13 protein-coding genes are annotated in these 18,420 nt (G+C 42.5%); 10 read left to right on the top strand and 3 right to left on the bottom strand.

Annotation, left to right across the window (positions count from 1 at the left end; translation table 11 throughout):
• Positions 1-28 precede the first annotated feature (28 nt).
• Together ssuE and GTQ43_RS24675 are read left to right on the top strand one after the other, a co-directional pair.
• A complete protein-coding gene (ssuE, locus tag GTQ43_RS24680; RefSeq protein ID WP_265275345.1) occupies positions 29-595 on the top strand; it encodes an NADPH-dependent FMN reductase in 567 nt (188 codons plus the stop codon).
• 367 nt (positions 596-962) lie between these two features.
• Positions 963-1,208: a hypothetical protein gene (locus GTQ43_RS24675; RefSeq protein WP_265275344.1), complete on the top strand. Its 246-nt coding sequence runs from the start codon at positions 963-965 to the stop codon at positions 1,206-1,208.
• Between the two features lie 668 nt (positions 1,209-1,876).
• On the opposite strand, the gene GTQ43_RS24670 is transcribed toward GTQ43_RS24675, so the two are convergent.
• Complete coding sequence (locus tag GTQ43_RS24670; protein WP_265275343.1) at positions 1,877-3,694, bottom strand: vanadium-dependent haloperoxidase; 1,818 nt, start codon at positions 3,692-3,694, stop codon at positions 1,877-1,879.
• Positions 3,695-4,446: 752 nt separating this feature from the next.
• On the opposite strand from GTQ43_RS24670, the gene GTQ43_RS24665 reads away from it, so the two are divergent.
• The 3 genes from GTQ43_RS24665 (at position 4,447) to hisC (ending at position 8,876) form a co-directional block, all read left to right on the top strand.
• A complete protein-coding gene (locus GTQ43_RS24665; protein ID WP_265275342.1) occupies positions 4,447-5,760 on the top strand; it encodes an FAD-binding oxidoreductase in 1,314 nt (437 codons plus the stop codon).
• A 56-nt stretch (positions 5,761-5,816) separates the two neighbouring features.
• Positions 5,817-7,172, top strand: a complete 1,356-nt coding sequence (locus tag GTQ43_RS24660) for a (Fe-S)-binding protein (RefSeq protein ID WP_265275341.1) — start codon at positions 5,817-5,819, stop codon at positions 7,170-7,172.
• 642 nt (positions 7,173-7,814) lie between these two features.
• The gene (gene hisC, locus GTQ43_RS24655; RefSeq protein WP_265275340.1) at positions 7,815-8,876 is read left to right on the top strand and encodes a histidinol-phosphate transaminase; all 1,062 of its coding nucleotides are present in this window, start codon (positions 7,815-7,817) and stop codon (positions 8,874-8,876) included.
• A gap of 159 nt (positions 8,877-9,035) precedes the next feature.
• Here hisC and GTQ43_RS24650 read toward each other — a convergent pair whose 3' ends face one another.
• Both GTQ43_RS24650 and GTQ43_RS24645 read right to left on the bottom strand, forming a co-directional pair.
• Positions 9,036-10,115, bottom strand: coding sequence for an alkaline phosphatase family protein (locus GTQ43_RS24650; protein ID WP_265275339.1), 1,080 nt, complete (start codon positions 10,113-10,115; stop codon positions 9,036-9,038).
• Entirely contained in the window at positions 10,040-11,257 is a 1,218-nt protein-coding gene (locus GTQ43_RS24645) for an alkaline phosphatase family protein (RefSeq protein ID WP_265275338.1), read from the bottom strand. The genes GTQ43_RS24650 and GTQ43_RS24645 overlap by 76 nt, the downstream gene beginning before the upstream one ends.
• Before the next feature lie 313 nt (positions 11,258-11,570).
• Between GTQ43_RS24645 and GTQ43_RS24640 the strand changes: the two genes are divergently transcribed.
• The 5 genes from GTQ43_RS24640 to GTQ43_RS24620 all read left to right on the top strand — a co-directional run bounded on the left by GTQ43_RS24640 (position 11,571) and on the right by GTQ43_RS24620 (position 18,396).
• Complete coding sequence (locus GTQ43_RS24640) at positions 11,571-14,063, top strand: tetratricopeptide repeat protein (RefSeq protein WP_265275337.1); 2,493 nt, start codon at positions 11,571-11,573, stop codon at positions 14,061-14,063.
• Between the two features lie 42 nt (positions 14,064-14,105).
• Entirely contained in the window at positions 14,106-14,402 is a 297-nt protein-coding gene (locus GTQ43_RS24635) for a J domain-containing protein (RefSeq protein ID WP_265275336.1), read from the top strand.
• 497 nt (positions 14,403-14,899) lie between these two features.
• A complete protein-coding gene (locus GTQ43_RS24630) occupies positions 14,900-15,676 on the top strand; it encodes a nucleotide exchange factor GrpE (RefSeq protein WP_265275335.1) in 777 nt (258 codons plus the stop codon).
• Positions 15,677-16,831: 1,155 nt separating this feature from the next.
• Positions 16,832-17,911: a M4 family metallopeptidase gene (locus tag GTQ43_RS24625; RefSeq protein WP_265275334.1), complete on the top strand. Its 1,080-nt coding sequence runs from the start codon at positions 16,832-16,834 to the stop codon at positions 17,909-17,911.
• 185 nt (positions 17,912-18,096) lie between these two features.
• Complete coding sequence (locus GTQ43_RS24620; RefSeq protein WP_265275333.1) at positions 18,097-18,396, top strand: protealysin inhibitor emfourin; 300 nt, start codon at positions 18,097-18,099, stop codon at positions 18,394-18,396.
• Positions 18,397-18,420 lie beyond the last annotated feature (24 nt).

Genomic DNA, 18,420 nt, shown 5'->3' with positions numbered 1-18,420 from the left:
TTAATTAATACATTAGGAGTTTAATTGCATGACAAATATTCTAGCGATCGCAGGTAGTCCAACTCATCCATCTAGAACATCTGGTTTGGTCGAATACACCGCCAAGCTTTTACAACAAGAAGGCTTGCATATAGACATTATTTCAGTTCGAGATTTACCTGCTGAAGATTTAGTTTTTGGACGATATGACAGCCCGGCTTTAGAACAGCCAAAAGCTTTATTAGCAAAGGCAGATGGTGTGATTATTGCCACCCCAATCTACAAAGCTGCTTACACAGGAGTGCTGAAAACATTTCTAGATTTGCTACCACAAAAATCATTGACAGGTAAACCCGTGTTACCAATTGCCCTTGGTGGAACGATCGCTCATTTATTGGCAATTGAATATGCTCTAAAACCTGTACTATCTGAATTAGGAGCGCGGCATATCTTAGCTACTGTTTATGCAGTAGACAAACAAATTCAACGACAAGCTGATAACAGCGTCGTGTTAGATGAGGAAATTGAGCAAAGACTCAAAGATGTTCTTAAGGAATTTGTTAAAGCTGTAGCTTATGATGCCGCCGCGCCTCAAGAATTGGTTCATGCCAATTAAATAATCAAGTTTATACCTCCGTTTGTTGGTAACAGAGGGTAATTTCTACCCATCTGTTACTTTTTTATAAAAGTTAATCAGAGAAACATAAATTTTCGCTATTAGAATTACACTTTTATAGCAATATTCAAATTAATAGACTATATCTATACCTCTCTCCAAAAACATTTATTCTATTCAAACTATGAATTTTACTAACATAAAATATTATATATCCCAATTGTCTCCTAACTCTAACTGTAGTAGGTGAGTTAAATTAACTTATCTACTACTTTTTCCTTTTTTCTCCTGACATCTTCAACTTGCCATCAGGACGATATAAGAGAGGTTATTGAATTTTGCTATTATCTAATAAATCCCAAATTATATGAACCATAAACCTGATTTTTTATCAGAACTTTGCGATTTTTTATATCCTCGTAGTTCGTATTATGGGCAGTTGAAGCCAGAATATTTGGTATTTAATGCTAATCTCCAAGAGTTTTCTCAACGGGTGAGCTACATCTGTAACCTGCAAACTAGTGGCAAACTTTCTCCAGAAGAGGCTTACAAAGAAATTCACATTCTTTGGAAACAGTTGAAACATACCAAAAAATCATTAGGAATTGGGTGAATTAGCTTTTAAAATTGAACAGCAATGGAGTTATAGTTAGCTTTAAGTAACCATGCAGAATTAATTACAGTCATTGCGAGCAAAGCGAAGCAATCCCAGCCCCCGCGTTCGCGAAGCGTGTCCGAAGGACTTATGCTTCATTTCGCTATCTCTACGAGACGCTACCGCGTTAAGCGAAGCTATGCCGAAGGCTTTACGCTCCATTCGCAATGACATTGTGTAATTAATTTTGTTTAACTACTTATAGACTTCATGTCGCCCCTTCATAGATCCACTACGTTATCTGTGGTTGTAAAGTTTCCTAAAAATATAGGTTGGATAAGGCTAATACCTTACCCAACCAAAGCGCGAGCGCTGTTAACGAGTCGCGGAATTCCCCAGCTTCAATGTACTCATAAGGTGGGGATTGTGAGCCAAGCTTTGAGGATTACATCTGGAAGAGAGTTTTTACATAAGCAAAAAATCAATTCCAGATGGATGACGAATCCCCACGATTTTCTGGTAAGATACCTGACTGTCTGTCTTACGCCAGGGTAGTTCACTAATACAACAGCAGACAAAGCTCAAAGCTTTACCCACACTGTTTACCACTATTGTGATTGTCTGTGGCAAGTTAAACTTATTGTCACCTAATATTGTGCAGAGTATTGTAAATACCGAAAATGGATTTAAACTGTGACTTTTAAACCGTCAAATTTTGTGAAGGTGAACCCATTGAATATTTCGTTGTAACCCAGTCTCTCATCCCTGAGAAGGCTAATAGCAACCTCTTCTCCCAAAGCCAAAGCAGCTGAACCATCTGAACGCCAATGGATACCACCATGACCGCGACCAATAGCATAGTTCGTCGCCAGTTTATTCAATTCTCCACCTACAGTCAGTGGTGGCCCACTATAAGAAATTACTTTTGTGGGATCATTGGGGTCAGGCACTACTGGATCGGGGATAATAAAGTTTTCATCAAAAAATGCTTTCAATAGTGTAACATTAACGCCAGCATTAGCAGCCGCACCGCCTGTATAGGAGGAATGGGTTGGCGATCCTTCTGGATATGCTTGGGGTAGTAAATAGGTGCCGAAGGTGCTAAAGGTCTGAGCTAAAGCTTTGGAATTCAAAAGCTCAGAATTAATCGGATACTTCGTTTTATTGACAATGTTGTTGTAGACTAGCCCACCATAAGCTTCCGGGCGCAGAATGCGGTGTACATAATACTTCTGCCAGTATGAGGCTCTAATCACACGCGAGCTAGCCAAGTTAAGCAAGGCTTGGAAATGTCCGGCTGCAAAGGTTGCATTAGAACCAATTTGAGTATTCGATCTCACGTAGGGATTGCCCGGATTCAAAGGTGCATTGATACCACCAAGAATCAAGGAGGCTCCCAGGTATGTAGGGCCGCCAATATGGGCATACTCACCTAAATCCCGAACCGTGACTATGTAACGGTTTTTAGGGTCGTATTTAATAGACTTCCCAGAACTACCTCCATTCTGAATAGTCAACCATTCCTGGAAATCCAGTAGAAAATCATTACCAGAAAGAGCAGTACGAATCAGTGGTGAAACGGACTGAGTTCCCCAAGGAATAGTTCGCAACAAAAATTGTGAGATGTAAGGCCCATCTAGTACCCCTGGTGGAATAACATATTTTGTAGTTATACCTAAACTGTATAGATTGACGTAGTTGACACTGCCACGAAATAGAGTCTGAGGGGTGACACGCCCATTTTGTTTTGGCCCTTGAAAGGCCGAAAGCTTGTTGAGGTCTTCTACAGCTGCCAAGACTTTTGGATTGTCAGTATTGTTTTGGAGCTTGGAAAGAGGTACATCTCGAAGTAAAGCTTGCCAGTAGAGTTCAACTGCTTCAGCAGCGCGTTCTGCACTAGCTAGAGCAGGTGGTGGTGGTACTGCTATCTGCGCTGCATTGATTCCTTCTAGGCTAATTGCGAGGGGGCCTTGAGGATTGACCAGCTTTCTGCCGCCACCCAAGATAATATTTTCATAATCATTGGGGTTTTGCGTTGTCAGGGCTTTGGTCAAAGAGTTGTAAGCTTCCAACTTAACTTCGCCAAGCCCATTATGCGGTAGTCCCCTACTGTCAGAGCCGATTTTGTTAGGATAACGCTCCTCATCGCCGTTGGTCGGATGTGGCGGAATGTTAATACTCCGTTCAACTCTGGCTGCTTCAACACGGACTCGATAGGCTTTATCAACAAACCTGTTGTAGTCGAAGGCTCGGTTATACCGTCTGTTGACATCTTGAGCTTGTACAATATCTCCTCCTTTTTTTGAGGAGAGAGGTGAACCTAAAACTCCGGCAACAACGCTAGCAGCGCTAAACAAACCAGCGCGACCGAGAAATGAGCGTCTGCTGCCATGAGTACTAAAAAAACGTTTGCTAGCTACACGGGGTTGCTTCGGTTTCTCTATTTCGCTATTAGCCTGAGTATCTGGCTCGAAGCCTTGATGAGAATTAGGATCTATTTGCATGAGATATTCTCCACTGGTAAAAAATAACGCAAAAATCTAGTCATGAGTGAATACATGAGCATCTGAAAGCTAGAACTACTAGCCACACCTAATACACCTATTTCCATAGAAACAGGGCAATATTACCGGATTTGGGATGAAATCTGAGGTTACTCTACTGGAAGGTAACTTGCATTGGAGATGATTCTCCTGAAAGTCATGTAAGCATTCAGTGCTGGTATGATGCCTTAATCACATGGCTGTTAGACTTCTGTACTTGAGTCTGATAGTATCTTGCCGGAGTTAAAGCATAGCTAAAACCACCTGCTTACTTCTAGTAAATCTATAAAGTACGGTAAGTTTATCGATTTACCGTATTTTATAGATGTTAAATCAGACTGTCTCATAATCGGCGATGAAAATCAAGAGGTTTTTGCAAGAAATTTAGCAAAAGCGTGAAAGCCCCACAAAAATAGACGCGCAGCGTCGCCATGCTTGAGTCTGAGGATGAAGCGCAACACAGTGGGTTTTGATGAAGTATCAGAGGCGGTTGTTATTGAAAAGTAAAGTTGAGAGAATTAAGCGATCGCAGAACTTTTCGGTCTACCCTAAATCTAGGGCTATTTTATTCTCATCTAGCTCGCCTCAGAATGAATTCTTAATCTAAGGAGAGTTGGCGATGCCTACCGTAGGCATCGCTGTTTATACGGCAATACGCTTTTTTGGTCAGTTTAACCAGTAAATTAGATGTAGGGCGTAAAAAAATAAACTCAATGAAAGCGATGTCTAACGACAGGCCGCAAGGCGTGTGCGCTACTGATTTTGCATCTATTATCGGTGAAGAAAATGCTATTTGCCTTTGGGAAAATATCGAAATAGGCCAGCAAAACCGTATCCAACAGGCTATAACTTCTGGAAAATCTCCCAGTTGCATTGTCTATCCCCGCACCCAACAACAACTAGCCGCAGTCATCGCCAAAGCTCACAGTCACAACTGGCGCGTCCTCCCCTGTGGTAGTGGTAGTAAACTTAACTGGGGTGGTTTAGCTAAGGGCGTTGATGTCGTAGTTAGTACAGAACGCATCAACCAATTGATTGAACATGCTGTTGGCGATTTGACTGTCACAGTAGCAGCTGGAATGAAGTTTTCGGATCTTCAAGCACTTTTAGCAAAATCGCGGCAATTTCTCGCCCTTGACCCCACAGCAGCAGAATCAGCAACCATTGGCGGTATTGTCGCCACGGGTGATACAGGTTCTCTGCGGCAACGTTATGGTAGTGTGCGCGACCAGTTACTAGGCGTTACCTTTGTCCGTGCTGATGGAGAAATCGCTAAAGCTGGGGGAAGAGTAGTTAAAAATGTTGCCGGATATGACTTGATGAAATTACTTACTGGGTCTTATGGCACATTAGGCTTTATTAGTCAACTAACTTTTCGCTTGTATCCGCTATCAGAGGCATCGGGGACGGTGGTACTGACTGGTAGTGCTGAGGCTGTATCCCAAGCGGCTGATATCCTCCGAGGTTCGGCATTAACACCAGTTCAGGCTGATTTGCTATCAACTAAATTGGTGTCTAGCTTAGGTTTGGGTGATGGACTGGGATTAATTGCCCGCTTTCAAAGTATTAGTGAGAGTGTTAAGGAACAGTCAAACCGAGTTTTGGAAGTTGGGCAAAAGTTGGGTTTAGATGGGGCAATTTTTGCTGATGATGATGAGGCTAATCTATGGCAGAGATTGCAAAAACGAATACATACTACTGCTACAGAATCTGTCATTACCTGCAAAATAGGAGTGTTACCTACTGCTGCTGTGGAGATTTTGACTCAGGTGGAGTTGGGTTTAATTCATATAAGTAGTGGTTTGGGTTTGTTACAATTAGAGGGTAAAAATCAAGTTTTGAAGGTGCGCAATCGCACTCAAGTTAATAGAGGTTTTTTAACAATTTTGTCAGCACCAATAGCGGTTAAAGAACAAATAGATGTTTGGGGTTATACGGGGAATGCTTTGCCTTTGATGCGCCGTATTAAGGAACAGTTTGATAGTAAGAATATTTTAAGTCCTGGTCGGTTTGTAGGTGGGATTTAAGAAAACGAACCGCAGAGACGCTGAGGACGCTGAGATTGAGAGGGGAAAGAATAATTATGCAAGTTTCAGAAAATTCTGTTAATAATACGGCTAGTTTAAAGAATTTGAAGGGATTTGATGAAAGTCATCCACCCGATCCGAAGTTGATTGATAGTTGTGTACATTGTGGGTTTTGTCTTTCGACTTGTCCCAGCTATCGGGTGCTTGGTAAGGAGATGGATTCTCCTAGAGGACGCATCTATTTAATGGATGCAATTAATGAGGGTGAGATTGCTTTAAATACGGCAACTGTAGAACATTTTGATTCTTGTTTGGGATGTCTTGCTTGTGTGAGTACTTGTCCTTCTGGGGTGCAGTATGAAAAGTTGATTTCTGCAACTCGTCACCAAGTTGAGCGAAATTATCCCCGCAGTTTATCAGATCAATTTTTTCGTCAACTGATATTTTCTCTGTTTCCCTATCCTCATCTTTTACGGATTTTATTAGTTCCGTTGTTGGTTTATCAAAAATTGGGCTTTGCTAAATTCTTTCGCGCTACAGGTTTACTCAATAAAATATCGCCTCGTTTGGCAGCAATGGAATCAATTCTGCCAGAAATTACTCTCAAATCTTTTCAAGATAATTTACCTAGTGTGATTCCTGCTAAAGGTGAAAAGCGCTACCGAGTCGGGGTAATTTTGGGTTGCGTGCAACGGCTGTTTTTCTCTCCAGTGAATGAAGCAACGGTGCGGGTTTTAACGGCGAATGGTTGTGAAGTCGTGATTCCCAAATCTCAAGGTTGTTGTGCAGCACTTCCCGAACACCAAGGACAAACAGAACAGGCGAAAGCTTTAGCAAGGCAGATGATTGATAGTTTTGCTAACACGAATGTCGATTTTGTAATTATCAATGCTGCTGGTTGCGGTCATACTTTAAAAGAATATGGTCACATTTTAGGAGATGATCCAGACTATCGAGAAAAGGCAAAGGATTTTGCAGCTAAAGTTAAAGATGCTCAAGAGTTTTTAGCAACTGTTGGATTAACAGCGAAATTGTCGCCATTGACCGATGAACCTTTGAATTTAGTTTATCAAGATGCTTGTCATTTATTGCATGGTCAAAAGATTAGCGTGCAGCCGCGTCAAGTATTGCGACAAATTCCAGGGGTGAAGTTGAGAGAACCACTAGACGCAGCTTTATGTTGTGGCAGTGCTGGAGTTTATAATATGCTGCAACCGGAAGTTTCGGAAGAATTGGGTCAGCAAAAAGTGCAGAATTTATTGAATACTGGTGCTGAGTTAATTGCTTCTGCTAATCCGGGGTGTACTTTGCAAATTACAAAGCATTTGCAATTACAAGGTAAGAAGATTTCAGTTATTCACCCAATGGAGTTGTTAGATTATTCAATTCGGGGTGAAAAGTTGAAATTGTAATAAATTAGGGTACGTTATAGCGGTTCCCATTCAAATGTGGTGCAACATCATCTCGTAAGGTGTAGGGGCAATTCATGAATTTCCCCTACAGGTGTACCTCACATAAATGAGAACCGCTATAGACTTTTCTCTAAGAGGTTGAATGAACAAGTATTTGGCTGTGATTTTAGGCACTTAGAGATCCCCCCCAGCCCCCCTTAAAAAGGCTACGGTGTACACACATCTCTGTAGAAACCCAAAATCGTTGGAGATCCCCCTAAATCCCTGTAAATTCCCCGTAGGGAATCCTTCAAAAGCTGTAGAAACCCAAAATCATTGGAGATCCCCCTAAATCCCCCTTAAAAAGGGGGACTTTAAGAGACTTTTGCCCCCCAATTTATCGGGGGGTTGGGGGGATCAAAAGCCTATGAGACCACTCTCAAAGACTTGTGTGTACACCGTAGCTTAAAAAGGGGGAAGAATCTAAGTCCCCCAATTTATCGGGGGATTTAGGGGGATCTGAAATGTTTGGCTACCAATGAGAGGACTTTTCAAACAGCCTCTAACGTACCCTGGTAATTCTGTAGATTACGATCGACAAACTGATTTTTATTGTCAGAAACTGTGGGTTGAAATTTGCTTAAGATACACACTCAATGTCCTATGAGTAACTACTTTCGCTCCAATGTTAATGCAATGGCTAGCTATGTCCCCGGTGAGCAGCCTCAACGCGGTACACAGATTATTAAACTCAATAGTAACGAGAACCCTTATCCCCCTTCCCCTGCGGCATTAGCTGTGCTACATAATATTGACGGAGAATGGTTGCGGCGCTATCCAGAACCATTTGGGGGAGAGTTCCGGCAAGCTGCAAGTGAGGTTTTAGGAGTTCCTAGTGATTGGATCGTTGTCGGAAATGGCAGCGATGAATTGTTGAGCGTAATCATTCGAGCCTGTGCTGAACCTGGGAAGAAGGTAGTTTATCCGATGCCGACTTACGTGCTGTATCGTACATTAACAGAAATGCAAGCCGCGGAAATTGTTGAGATTCCCTACAGCGATGACTACAGTTTACCTTTGGAAGAATTAGTTGCTGTTGATGGTTCTGTCACATTTATTGCGTCGCCTAATAGTCCATCAGGGCATCTGGTAACAACAAACGATCTGCGAAAATTAGCCAGTCAGTTATCTGGAGTTTTGGTAATTGACGAAGCTTATGTAGATTTTACCGAAGAGAATGCATTGGCTTTGGTTAAGGAATACGAAAACGTAATTGTAATTCGGACTCTATCTAAAGGGTATTCGCTGGCTGGATTGCGTCTAGGATTTGGGGTGGCGAATCCCAAACTGTTGCAGGGATTGTTTAAGGTGAAGGATAGCTATAACATTGATGCGATCGCTTGTGCAATTGGCACGGCTGCTATTACTGACCAAACTTATAAAAATGCTTGTGTGGCAAAGATTAAAGCATCGCGAAATCAGCTAGCAACAGACTTAAAACAATTAGATTTTCATATTTGGGATTCTCAAGCTAACTTTTTGCTGGCACAGCCTCCACAAAGAAACGCGGAATATCTCTATCAAAAACTGAAGGAACGGGGAATTTTAATCCGCTACTTCAAGCAACCTGGACTAGATGATAAATTACGGATTACTGTTGGCACTGATGAACAAAATCAAGCTTTAGTGGAGGCGCTGATTTATTTGTTGAGGAGTGGGGATTAGGAAGAGAGAAATCTGACTTTTCAACTCCTAAAAAATTGCTTGTTGCAAGAAGTTTACTTTGCGATCGCTGCACAGCATATATAAGTGCGTATGCAAAAATATTTATGTCATTGCGTAGGCTCCGCCTACGCAATGACAAGTGTTTAACCGGACATGATATTACCGCTCGTACCAGTGAAAGTTTCTGAGATTGAGGGCTTGTCCCTGAACCGTTGAGGCAGAGGGAACACCTAGTAAGCTGTTGATAGTTGGGGCTATATCAATATTGCGAATTGTACCGATATTACCACGACGATTGATGTCGGGGCCTGCGGCATAGAAAATGGCACTGAGATTAGGTATTTTAGGATCGTAGCCATGCGCTCCATAGAAATTGGGCAGGGAAAAAACGGAGTTATCGGTGTCTCCTAAACGAGTTACAACTGGATTTTGCGTCCCGTCAAAGTTATATCCCTCCTTCATAATTGCAAAGACATCACCAGTATCTTGACCAACAAATTCGCTTGTACCCAATCCAAATTTTGGATCGTTCAAATCAGCTGGCAACGGACGAGGGTATATCTTATCAATAATTGCTTGTCGTCTTCCCCGGACGTAGTTAGGATTGGAATCAGCTAATTCCTGCAAAGCAGTGATGATTTGTCGTTGCAGAGTTGCATATTCAGCGCGAGTGACAACACCGTTGGGTTCACGCCCTTGAAGATTGATATAAATATTAGCTGCTGGCCCTGATGTTACGGCTCGGACTTTAGTTAAGTCAAAACCTCTACTTTTCAGGTAGTTGTTGAGGTTGACTGCTGTGTGGAAGGCAGAAAAACCGTGATCTGAAACTACTAGAATGTTGCTATTGGGTCTACCTTGGCGATTTGTACCCACTGCGTTAATAATACGTTGTACAGCATTGTTAGCAGCCCGATAAGCAGTCTGTACATAGCTTCTATATCGAGCGACTTTGGCTTGAGCTTGTCCTGAGCCAATGGACAATGGATTTGTGGGGTCACTAGGCTGACGGGAATCAGTTAAAAGAAACTGGTGTTCCGAGCCATCTGGTTGCTCGATGTAAACCATAACTAAATCTGCATTGGGATTTTGGTTGATTGCTCTCAATGCCAGTCTGGTTTGATAGTCTACAAATAGTTGAACTTGGTCTTCGTAAATGGCCTCTAGTTCAGTGTCGGGGAAAGATGTAAATCCGGGGCTGAGGCGTTCTGGAATCCGAAAATCAGCCTGGGGGCCCAAAAGCCAACGTTGCTCAGGATGTCATCAACACTAGTTTGTACTGCCGGATTTCGAGGAAGGGCATTGGCAGAATAACGGGCAATGCGAACAGTACTGAGGTCAGGGGCAAGATTGCTGACGTAAAATGCTGTTCCTGCCTGATTGGAACTACCCTCGAAATAAAATAAACTAGAGCGCCGATCGCACGCTCTGATATATGCAGGGCCAGTTGCTGGTAAACTGAAAGGCCCGGCTGGGATGCCGATTTGAGCATCGAAAAAGACTAGGGTATCATAGTTGCTGTGGCGATCGTTGGTTGTATCCAGTGCTGCAACTTGGATATCATAGCTAACACCACCAACAGTAAAGCGATCGCTTAAAGCAGCTTGCTGGATCGGGCTGTAGGAAACTCTTCCCGCATTATTAATTTGACTAACTATTTGGCTAGAAGCTGGACTAAAGTTAGCGGCGGTTAAACTAAAACCACTTGCACCTACCCCACCAAAAACACCAAAGGGAACTGTGTAAGCTACAGTTCTTCTGCTTGCAGGATCAACAATTGGGCTATTAGCTAAACCTGGTACTTGCACATCAACTCCATCTGCGCCGGGAAAGGTAGCCGCAACCACTTTCTTACCATTGCGTTGGAGTCCAATCCACAATGGTTCAGCAGTAGGTTGGATACTAGGAGCCGGGCCAATGGTTGAATAACCACCAATGGGAGCGCCAAAACCACTGATATTAGAAGTAAATGGACTAGCAACCAAGTGGAATGTATTAGAGTTAATGTCATTGCGAGCAGCAGTTGAACCTGTGCCAATTGCTATATGACAAGCGGCTGTCAGAGATGCACTACAGGTTATGTTTCGCTCTGCGTACACTCCGTGGCTCTTCAGCAGTCCCAATCCCTGTTTTGGACTCAGCACACCTTTTTTCAGATACCGTTCTACAAAATCTGGTGTTGCGCCATCCAGGGAAATCAAAATCACTTTGGGGCGGGGTGGGCTTGATACTGTTCCAGCCACTATGGAATGTACAGTTAAGCTGAAGAAAAAAGTCACTAGCACCACAATGGATAGGCGCATGATTAACTTATGTCTCAAGGTCTGCCATAGCCACTGAAATGTTTTGTTTATTCCATAAAATTTTAAATATTTGCTCATTTGTCCTCCGTAAGTACAATGCCGGAACTTGACTGAGATGATTGATTCTCAATTTATTGACGGTATGTTAACGAAAGGCTATGAAAATCTTAAGCGGAATAATATTGACAATTTGTTACTTACGGTTCCCATAACGGTAAAATATGTGTGGTTCACTACCAACAGCGAATAGAAAACGTGCAATCAAGTTTACTGACCAGAATGGCTTGTAAAATTTATGCGAACGGCCTAATCATATTGAAACTAAGAGAGTAGTTGGAGCCACCCTTAACTATCAGGGTGAAAATCAAAAAGAAATTAGGAAGAAAGCCCAGTGGCTAAACATCAGTCCAAACAAAGCTCACAACAACAAGTCTCTAGCACAGAGACAAAAGTTGCTGAAAACTCTTTCCAGATGCAACTGCAAGAATTGCTGAAACAGAAAAAATATCGGCAAGCATTGGAAGAAATCAAAAAAAATCAGCGATCGCACCCCGATATTGAATTTACTCCCAAAGAATCAGAGATTTGGTTGCTACGGGGTCAGCAAGAATTCCAAAAACAAGATTTTAAACAGGCAGAAAAATCCTTTGTCCGCGCTCTAGAATTTGGTTTAGTTGGAGAAGTTCACTACTGGCAAGCGAGATGTTTGCTGGAGTTGAAGCAACTAGATGCGGCGCTGAATTTGCTCAGAAATGCTTTTGAGGCAGGGACTCTATCGAAAGAGTACAGCATCTGTTACCTAAAACTCTTGTTACTTAAAGGGGACACCGCCAGAGTTGAGCAGTTAATTAACGAACAATCCAAGCGCTTTAGCGCTGCTCAACTCCACTGGGTACGAGGTGTTTTGGCGCTCAAAAATGGGCAGCCAGAAACAGCTTTGACATCTTTTCAGAAAATTAAGCGAGCCATCACCGATGGAGACTTGCCAATAGCTTGGATTGTCTACACTCAACAAGTTAGCGGGAATTGGGATGCTGCCGCTAATATTTTGGGATTGAAATCATCAGGTTTGATGCTCTATGGCAAACCAAAGTATTTGGAGCATCCAATTTTAGAACGATTGGCAATTTTCCAACATGGAAAAACGGGACAACAACTTTTACAATCTAGAAATCTGCAAAAAACAGGAGATAAAATTACCCAAGAGGCATTAACAGCGTTGCAAATGCTGCAACTGATTGACCAAGGCGATCGCCATGAAGCCGCACATCTGCTGTTGAAGATCGAGCGGCGTTCCACACGTTTCCCCGAACTAGAAAGTCTGCGTCCACTGCTGTTTACCCTAGCCGGACAACAAGCACTGAATGAAGGACAACTAAACTGTGCTGAACTATTTTGGCAGCTTTTGTTGACAGAGCAGCCCTTTAATCCCCAGTTGGCAATCAATCTTTTAGAAGTTTTGGATGCTAATGATTCCGATGAAGAACGCCCACGTCTGTTAACCCGTTTGTTGAAGTGGTTAGACCAGGAAGCAAAACAAAAACCTCAAGAATGGCCTTCACAACGATTGAAACCGACCTTAGCGCATCTCCACTGCTGGATGGCGGATGCTTACATGGCAATAGATCGCGAGCGCGCCGCTTTAGGAGCTTTGCAACAAGCAGAACGTATCTATCCGACATCACCAGAATTACTGGGGCGCAAGGGACTATTTGCGGCAATGGAGGAAAATTATTCTGAAGCGATCGCACTACTTACCCAAGCCCTAGAAAGTGGATGTCGGTATGACCCGGTTTACAGTATTTTGATGAGATGCTACGAGGAAGTAGGTGATAAACAAGCACGCAATGAAACTCGGCGCAAATTTGGCAAGCACTTTGGCGACCTGAGTATTGAAACGGAAGTAGAAAGATTGCCTTGGGTAGATGCTTTATCTACCTTAAGCTATCCCTTCTTTAGCCGTCTGGTGCAGACAGGAGATAAAAAAGATCCTGCCATACTTGCTTGTCAGATATTCGTGAATGCAGTCCAAAGTCCGCCTAATTCCGGCGGTCGAGTTTCATTACACCAAAAAGCAGCAGTGGAAGCCTGGGACACTCTCCTACAAAAATTACCTGGTGAAGAACAAATTTCTGTATTACAGGCGATCGCTCTTTCTATCCACCTCTTCGCCAAACGTGAAAAAGGCATCGCCGCTTTAACAAATCAGTATGTTCAAAAGTTATTCAACCTATCAACAGAACACCTAGAAGCGCGAGTTGCTCATCTTGTTGTCTTAGCTGTCAAAGAAGGTAGTCCCCAAAAACTAGAGGTTCCTCTACGTACCTACCTCGACACCATGCCCCAGCCAGGAAATGCTCTGGCAAATATTCAACTTCAGGTGCGCCGTTTTGGTCAGATTGCAACCCTTATACCTGCACTAGAAGAAGCACTAGGTCGGGAACCTCAAAATCCTTTATTGCTATTAGCTAGAGCCACTACCTACCACGTCGATCGCCCAAACTATGAACAATTAAAGCAACAGGGATTTGAATTAGCCCGCCGCTTACAAGATGCCAAAGCATTACAAGCATTTCGAGAAGAACAGGCTTTTCTCTCCGCTCAAGAAACGACCAGCATAATGCCAGATCCAGAGAAATTTGACAATCTGGATATGTCAAATATTGATGAGTTATTAGAAAGAATGCTTCAAAAGTTATTTGGCAGTAAAATGCCCAAAGCAGAATTTGAACGGATGCTTCCAGAACTCAAGCAAATGATGTTAAACAGTATGCCTGACTTCTCAGATGAAGATGATGAAGATGAAGAGGAAGCAGACCTAGACTTGATATTTAGAAACTTATCGTCCAAAAAACGAAAGGGTAGAAGAAAAGGAGGTTTTTAAGAATTGTTTTAACAGACAAAATTGTGAATTAGGAATTTATTTATGGCTGACCACTACGAACGCTTAGGAATTTTATCAGGAGCAACAAGCGCCCAAATTAAAGCGGCGTATCATGCCAAGCTACGTGAATTCCCGGCTCATACTTATCCAGAAGAGTTTAAGGCAATTCGAGTCGCTTACGAGGCACTTCGTAAAGGAGAGACAGGTCAAGATGAGGATTTCTTGAAATTCCGTCCCCTAGAAGCAGAACTGAATCCAGAGATATTAAAACAGGTGCGAGAAAAAGGTCTCGCTCAACTAGAAGTTAGCTTAGATGATTTAATTCGTGCCACATTTTAAATTTTAATTGTTAGTTGCTCTCAATACTGTACGGTTAAGAGTTTCTTTGAAAAGTATTTAGCTGTGATTTTAGGCACTTGTTGATCCCCCCTAACCCCCCTTAAAAAGCTACGGTGTACACACATCTCTGTAGAAACCCAAAATCGTTGGAGATCCCCCTAAATCCCCCTTAAAAAGGGGGACTTTAAGAGACTTTTGCCCCCCTTTTTAAGGGGGGTTGGGGGAATCAAAAGCCTATGAGACCACTCTCAAAGACTTGTGTGTACACCGTAGCCTTAAAAAGGGGGGAACTGGAATCAAAGTCCCCCAATTTATCGGGGGATTTAGGGGGATCTAAAACGTTTTGCTACTAAGAAAAGGACTTTTCAAACATTCCTCTAAGGCAAGAGACGGCGATAAATCGCGTCTTTGGATCTAGAATTTTTATCAAAAAACCTTAACCGAAGCGTATTGAGTCGCTACTGATTTTCCTCAAATCCGCTAACCAGTAATGACAAATGACTAATGACAAAGAAGCTTTATTTGCCAAATTTCTAGATTATTTGCACTCAGAACAACTACCCCCTGAATATTTGGGTGAAGAACCATCATCGGTGAATTCCTTTGATCCCTATCAAATGGTGGCAGAATGGACTGCTCTACGCCATGAAGTTAAGCAACAGGGTAAATTATTGCGTTCTACACAAGATGCTTTGGTGCAAGCATTGGAAGTAACTCGTGCAGATAAAAAACAGCTGCAAATACGTCTGGAAGAAAGTCAAAAACAGGCATGGGGACAATTTGAGCAGCAGCAGGAGAAACTACTAAAAGATTTACTGGGTATTGTGGATGCTTTAGATCGGGCTTGTATTTATTGGCAACAAGAACTAGAAGTATTATCTATTACTTCAAACTCAAAATCAGCAACACAAAAAAGCTTGTGGGAGAAAATAGTACAGTGGTTTACTGGCAAAGAATCTCAGTTAACACTGTCTGAAAAATCACCATCATCAGAATCTCTTAGCGAAATTTTAACTAGCAATCAGCAGGGAGTGGAGTTAATTAGGCGATCGCTTTTAGAAGTACTACGACAAAGACGTGTTGTTCCTATTGCCGCCTTGGGAAAACCCTTTGACTCCCAGACGATGTATGCTGTAGGACGTGAATCAAAAGCAGATGTTACAGCCAATACTGTGACTCAGGAAGTAGTTCGGGGTTATTTATGGGGCGATCGCGTTCTGCGGGAAGCACAGGTGATTGTAGCGACATACGAGACTGGAGACTCAGAGGATTGAAGCTCATATTTTCACGCTAGACTAAACCAGCTTGAAAAATTTTCGTAGCTTTTAGAGGTTGTTTGAAAAGTTTTTTTATACGCCTAACCCTTGGAGATCCCCCTAAATCCCCCTTAAAAAGGGGGACTTTGATTCCGGTTCCCCCCTTAAAAAGCTCCGGTGTATACACAAGTCTAAAATGGCTTACTAACCTGGGTTTTACCCCACCCTAACCCTCCCCGTATGTATTGGGGAGGGAACTGGATTTAATATTTCCCCCCTTTATAAGGGGGGATTAAGGGGGTAATCCGACTTATGTGTACACGGTAGCCCTTAAAAAGGGGGTTAGGGGGGATCAATTAGTGCCTAAAATCACACTTCACTACTTTTCAAACAACCTCTTAATGGTTTGCTTACTTGCGTCATACTGTAATCGTTTGTGATTACCCCTGAAAAATAGTTGAGTGAGGTTATTTCTATAAGGATTAGTAGCCTTATGGTAACAAAACAGCAATAAATAACATTATTTCCCTTGATAAGAACTAATATATAAACGCTTTGAGTCTGTAAAGGAGGTCTTGCAAATTCACGCAAAGATTTGGGCTGAAACTTGCGGTATCTAAGAGGTTGTTTGAAAAGTGGTTAGCTGTGATTTTAAGCACCTATTGATCCCCCCTAGCCCCCCTTAAAAAGGCTACGGTGTACACACAAGTCTTTGAGAGTGGCCTCATAGGCTTTTGATCCCCCCAACCCCCCTTAAAAAGGGGGGCAAAAGTCTCTTAAAGTCCCCCTTTTTAAGGGGGATTTAGGGGGATCTCCAACGATTTTGGGTTTTTACAGAGATGTGTGTACACCGTAGCTTAAAAAAGGGGGGGAAACTTCTTAAAGTCCCCTTTTTTAAGGGGGATTTAGGGGTATCTAAAACTTTTTGCTACAAACAATAGGACTTTTCAAACATCCTCTAAGCTGTCCTTGTGTTTTGATGTAATATTTCCCCGTCAGAAGTACCCGTGAGGGTACTATCAATCCTTTACAGACTTATCCGAAAATACAGAGTAGAAAATTTTATTCAGAAAAGAAAACAGGGATACGTGATTTGGATGCGTTTTTCTACTTTTTCCAGTCGAGTTAAAGCCCCTGTAAGAATCACTCAGTTTTAAAAGGAGAATATCTTGGATGGCTCGAAATAAAAAGAAATCAGCCGGATTCAACTATGAACATCTACTTGACTCTAGATGCCCAGTTTGTTGTATCGTCCCACCTCACATGCTTAAAAATGTCGTGGTGAATGGCAATCCCCAGCAGCGTACTTGGGCTTTTCATACATTAAATATTTCAGCACAATTTCTAGGACGGAGAAATGTCGTAGGTAATGTCTCATTTGCACCTTCTCCGGGTGAGAAGCGCCGTACCATCTACGATGCAAAATATGGACAGCAACTTCCGGGTACATTGGTGCGCGGTGAGGGAGATCCACCAAGCAGTGATGCAGCAGTGAATGAAGCCTACGATGCTGCTGGTGCTACTTATGACTTATTTCATGAGATATTCGATCGCAATTCCGTTGATGACAAAGGACTACGTTTAGACTCCACCGTGCATTATGGCGTTAAATATGACAATGCCTTTTGGAACGGCGACCAAATGGTTTATGGTGATGGCGACGGAGAACTGTTTCAACGCTTCACGACATCAATTGATGTGATTGGACATGAGTTAACTCATGGTATAACCCAGTATGAAGCAGGTTTACAGTACTATGGTGAACCGGGGGCACTGAATGAATCCTTTTCTGATGTCTTCGGTTCTCTGGTGAAACAGAAGATCAAAAATCAGACTGCACAAGAGGCAGATTGGCTGATTGGGCAAGGTCTTTTAGTACCGACTGTCAAAGGTACTGCGCTGCGCTCCATGAAAGCACCGGGAACAGCTTATGACGATCCAGTATTGGGTAAAGATCCTCAACCAGGCCATGTCAAGGATAAATATACAGGTACTGATGATAACGGTGGGGTGCATATCAACTCAGGAATTCCTAACCATGCGTTTTATTTAGCGGCTGTTGCGATTGGTGGCTATGCTTGGGAAAAAGCTGGCAAAATATGGTATATAACTTTACGCGATCGCTTAAATGCTCAAGCAGATTTTAAAAAAGCTGCAAACGTCACCATTCAAGTTGCTGGCGAACTCTATGGTAATGGTAGTGATGAGCAAAAAGCTGTGCAGAATGCTTGGCAAAAGGTAGGAGTTATTTAGTAGAGACGCGATTCATCGCGTCTCTACAGAGTTAGGAATAAATAGTCCATACCTTCCACTACCTCACTCAATACTCAGGACTGATAAATCTGTTATTTGTTGTTGTTAAAGTGGAAGGTGAGAAGTATCATCTTCCAGTTTAAGTATTTTTATCCCAATTAAATAACACAACGGAGAGCAAAAAAATGCGAGTATCATTTGAACGTACAGGCGGCTTTGCTGGAATCAGCAAGAAGACAATCGTTGATACAGACACTCTCCCGCCTCATGAAGCTGCGACACTTCCCCGACTGGTGGAAGTTGCAGATTTATTTCGGCTACCTGAACTAATTACTTCGCCAAATCCTCAGAGCGATCGCTTTCAGTATAAGTTAACAGTGGAAGATAACGGCAAGCAGCATACGGTGACTGTCAGTGAGTCAGCATTGCCAGGAACCTTAAGACCCCTAATTGAATGGTTACAAACTGTAGCACAGAAAAGGTAATTTGCTGAATAAGTTAAATGAATT

Origin of the sequence: Nostoc sp. KVJ3, from assembly GCF_026127265.1 — a bacterium.
In the GTDB taxonomy this organism is placed as follows: Bacteria; Cyanobacteriota; Cyanobacteriia; order Cyanobacteriales; family Nostocaceae; genus Nostoc.
Note: the sequence above shows the minus strand (reverse complement) of the source record. Positions and strands in the feature narration are given on the sequence as shown.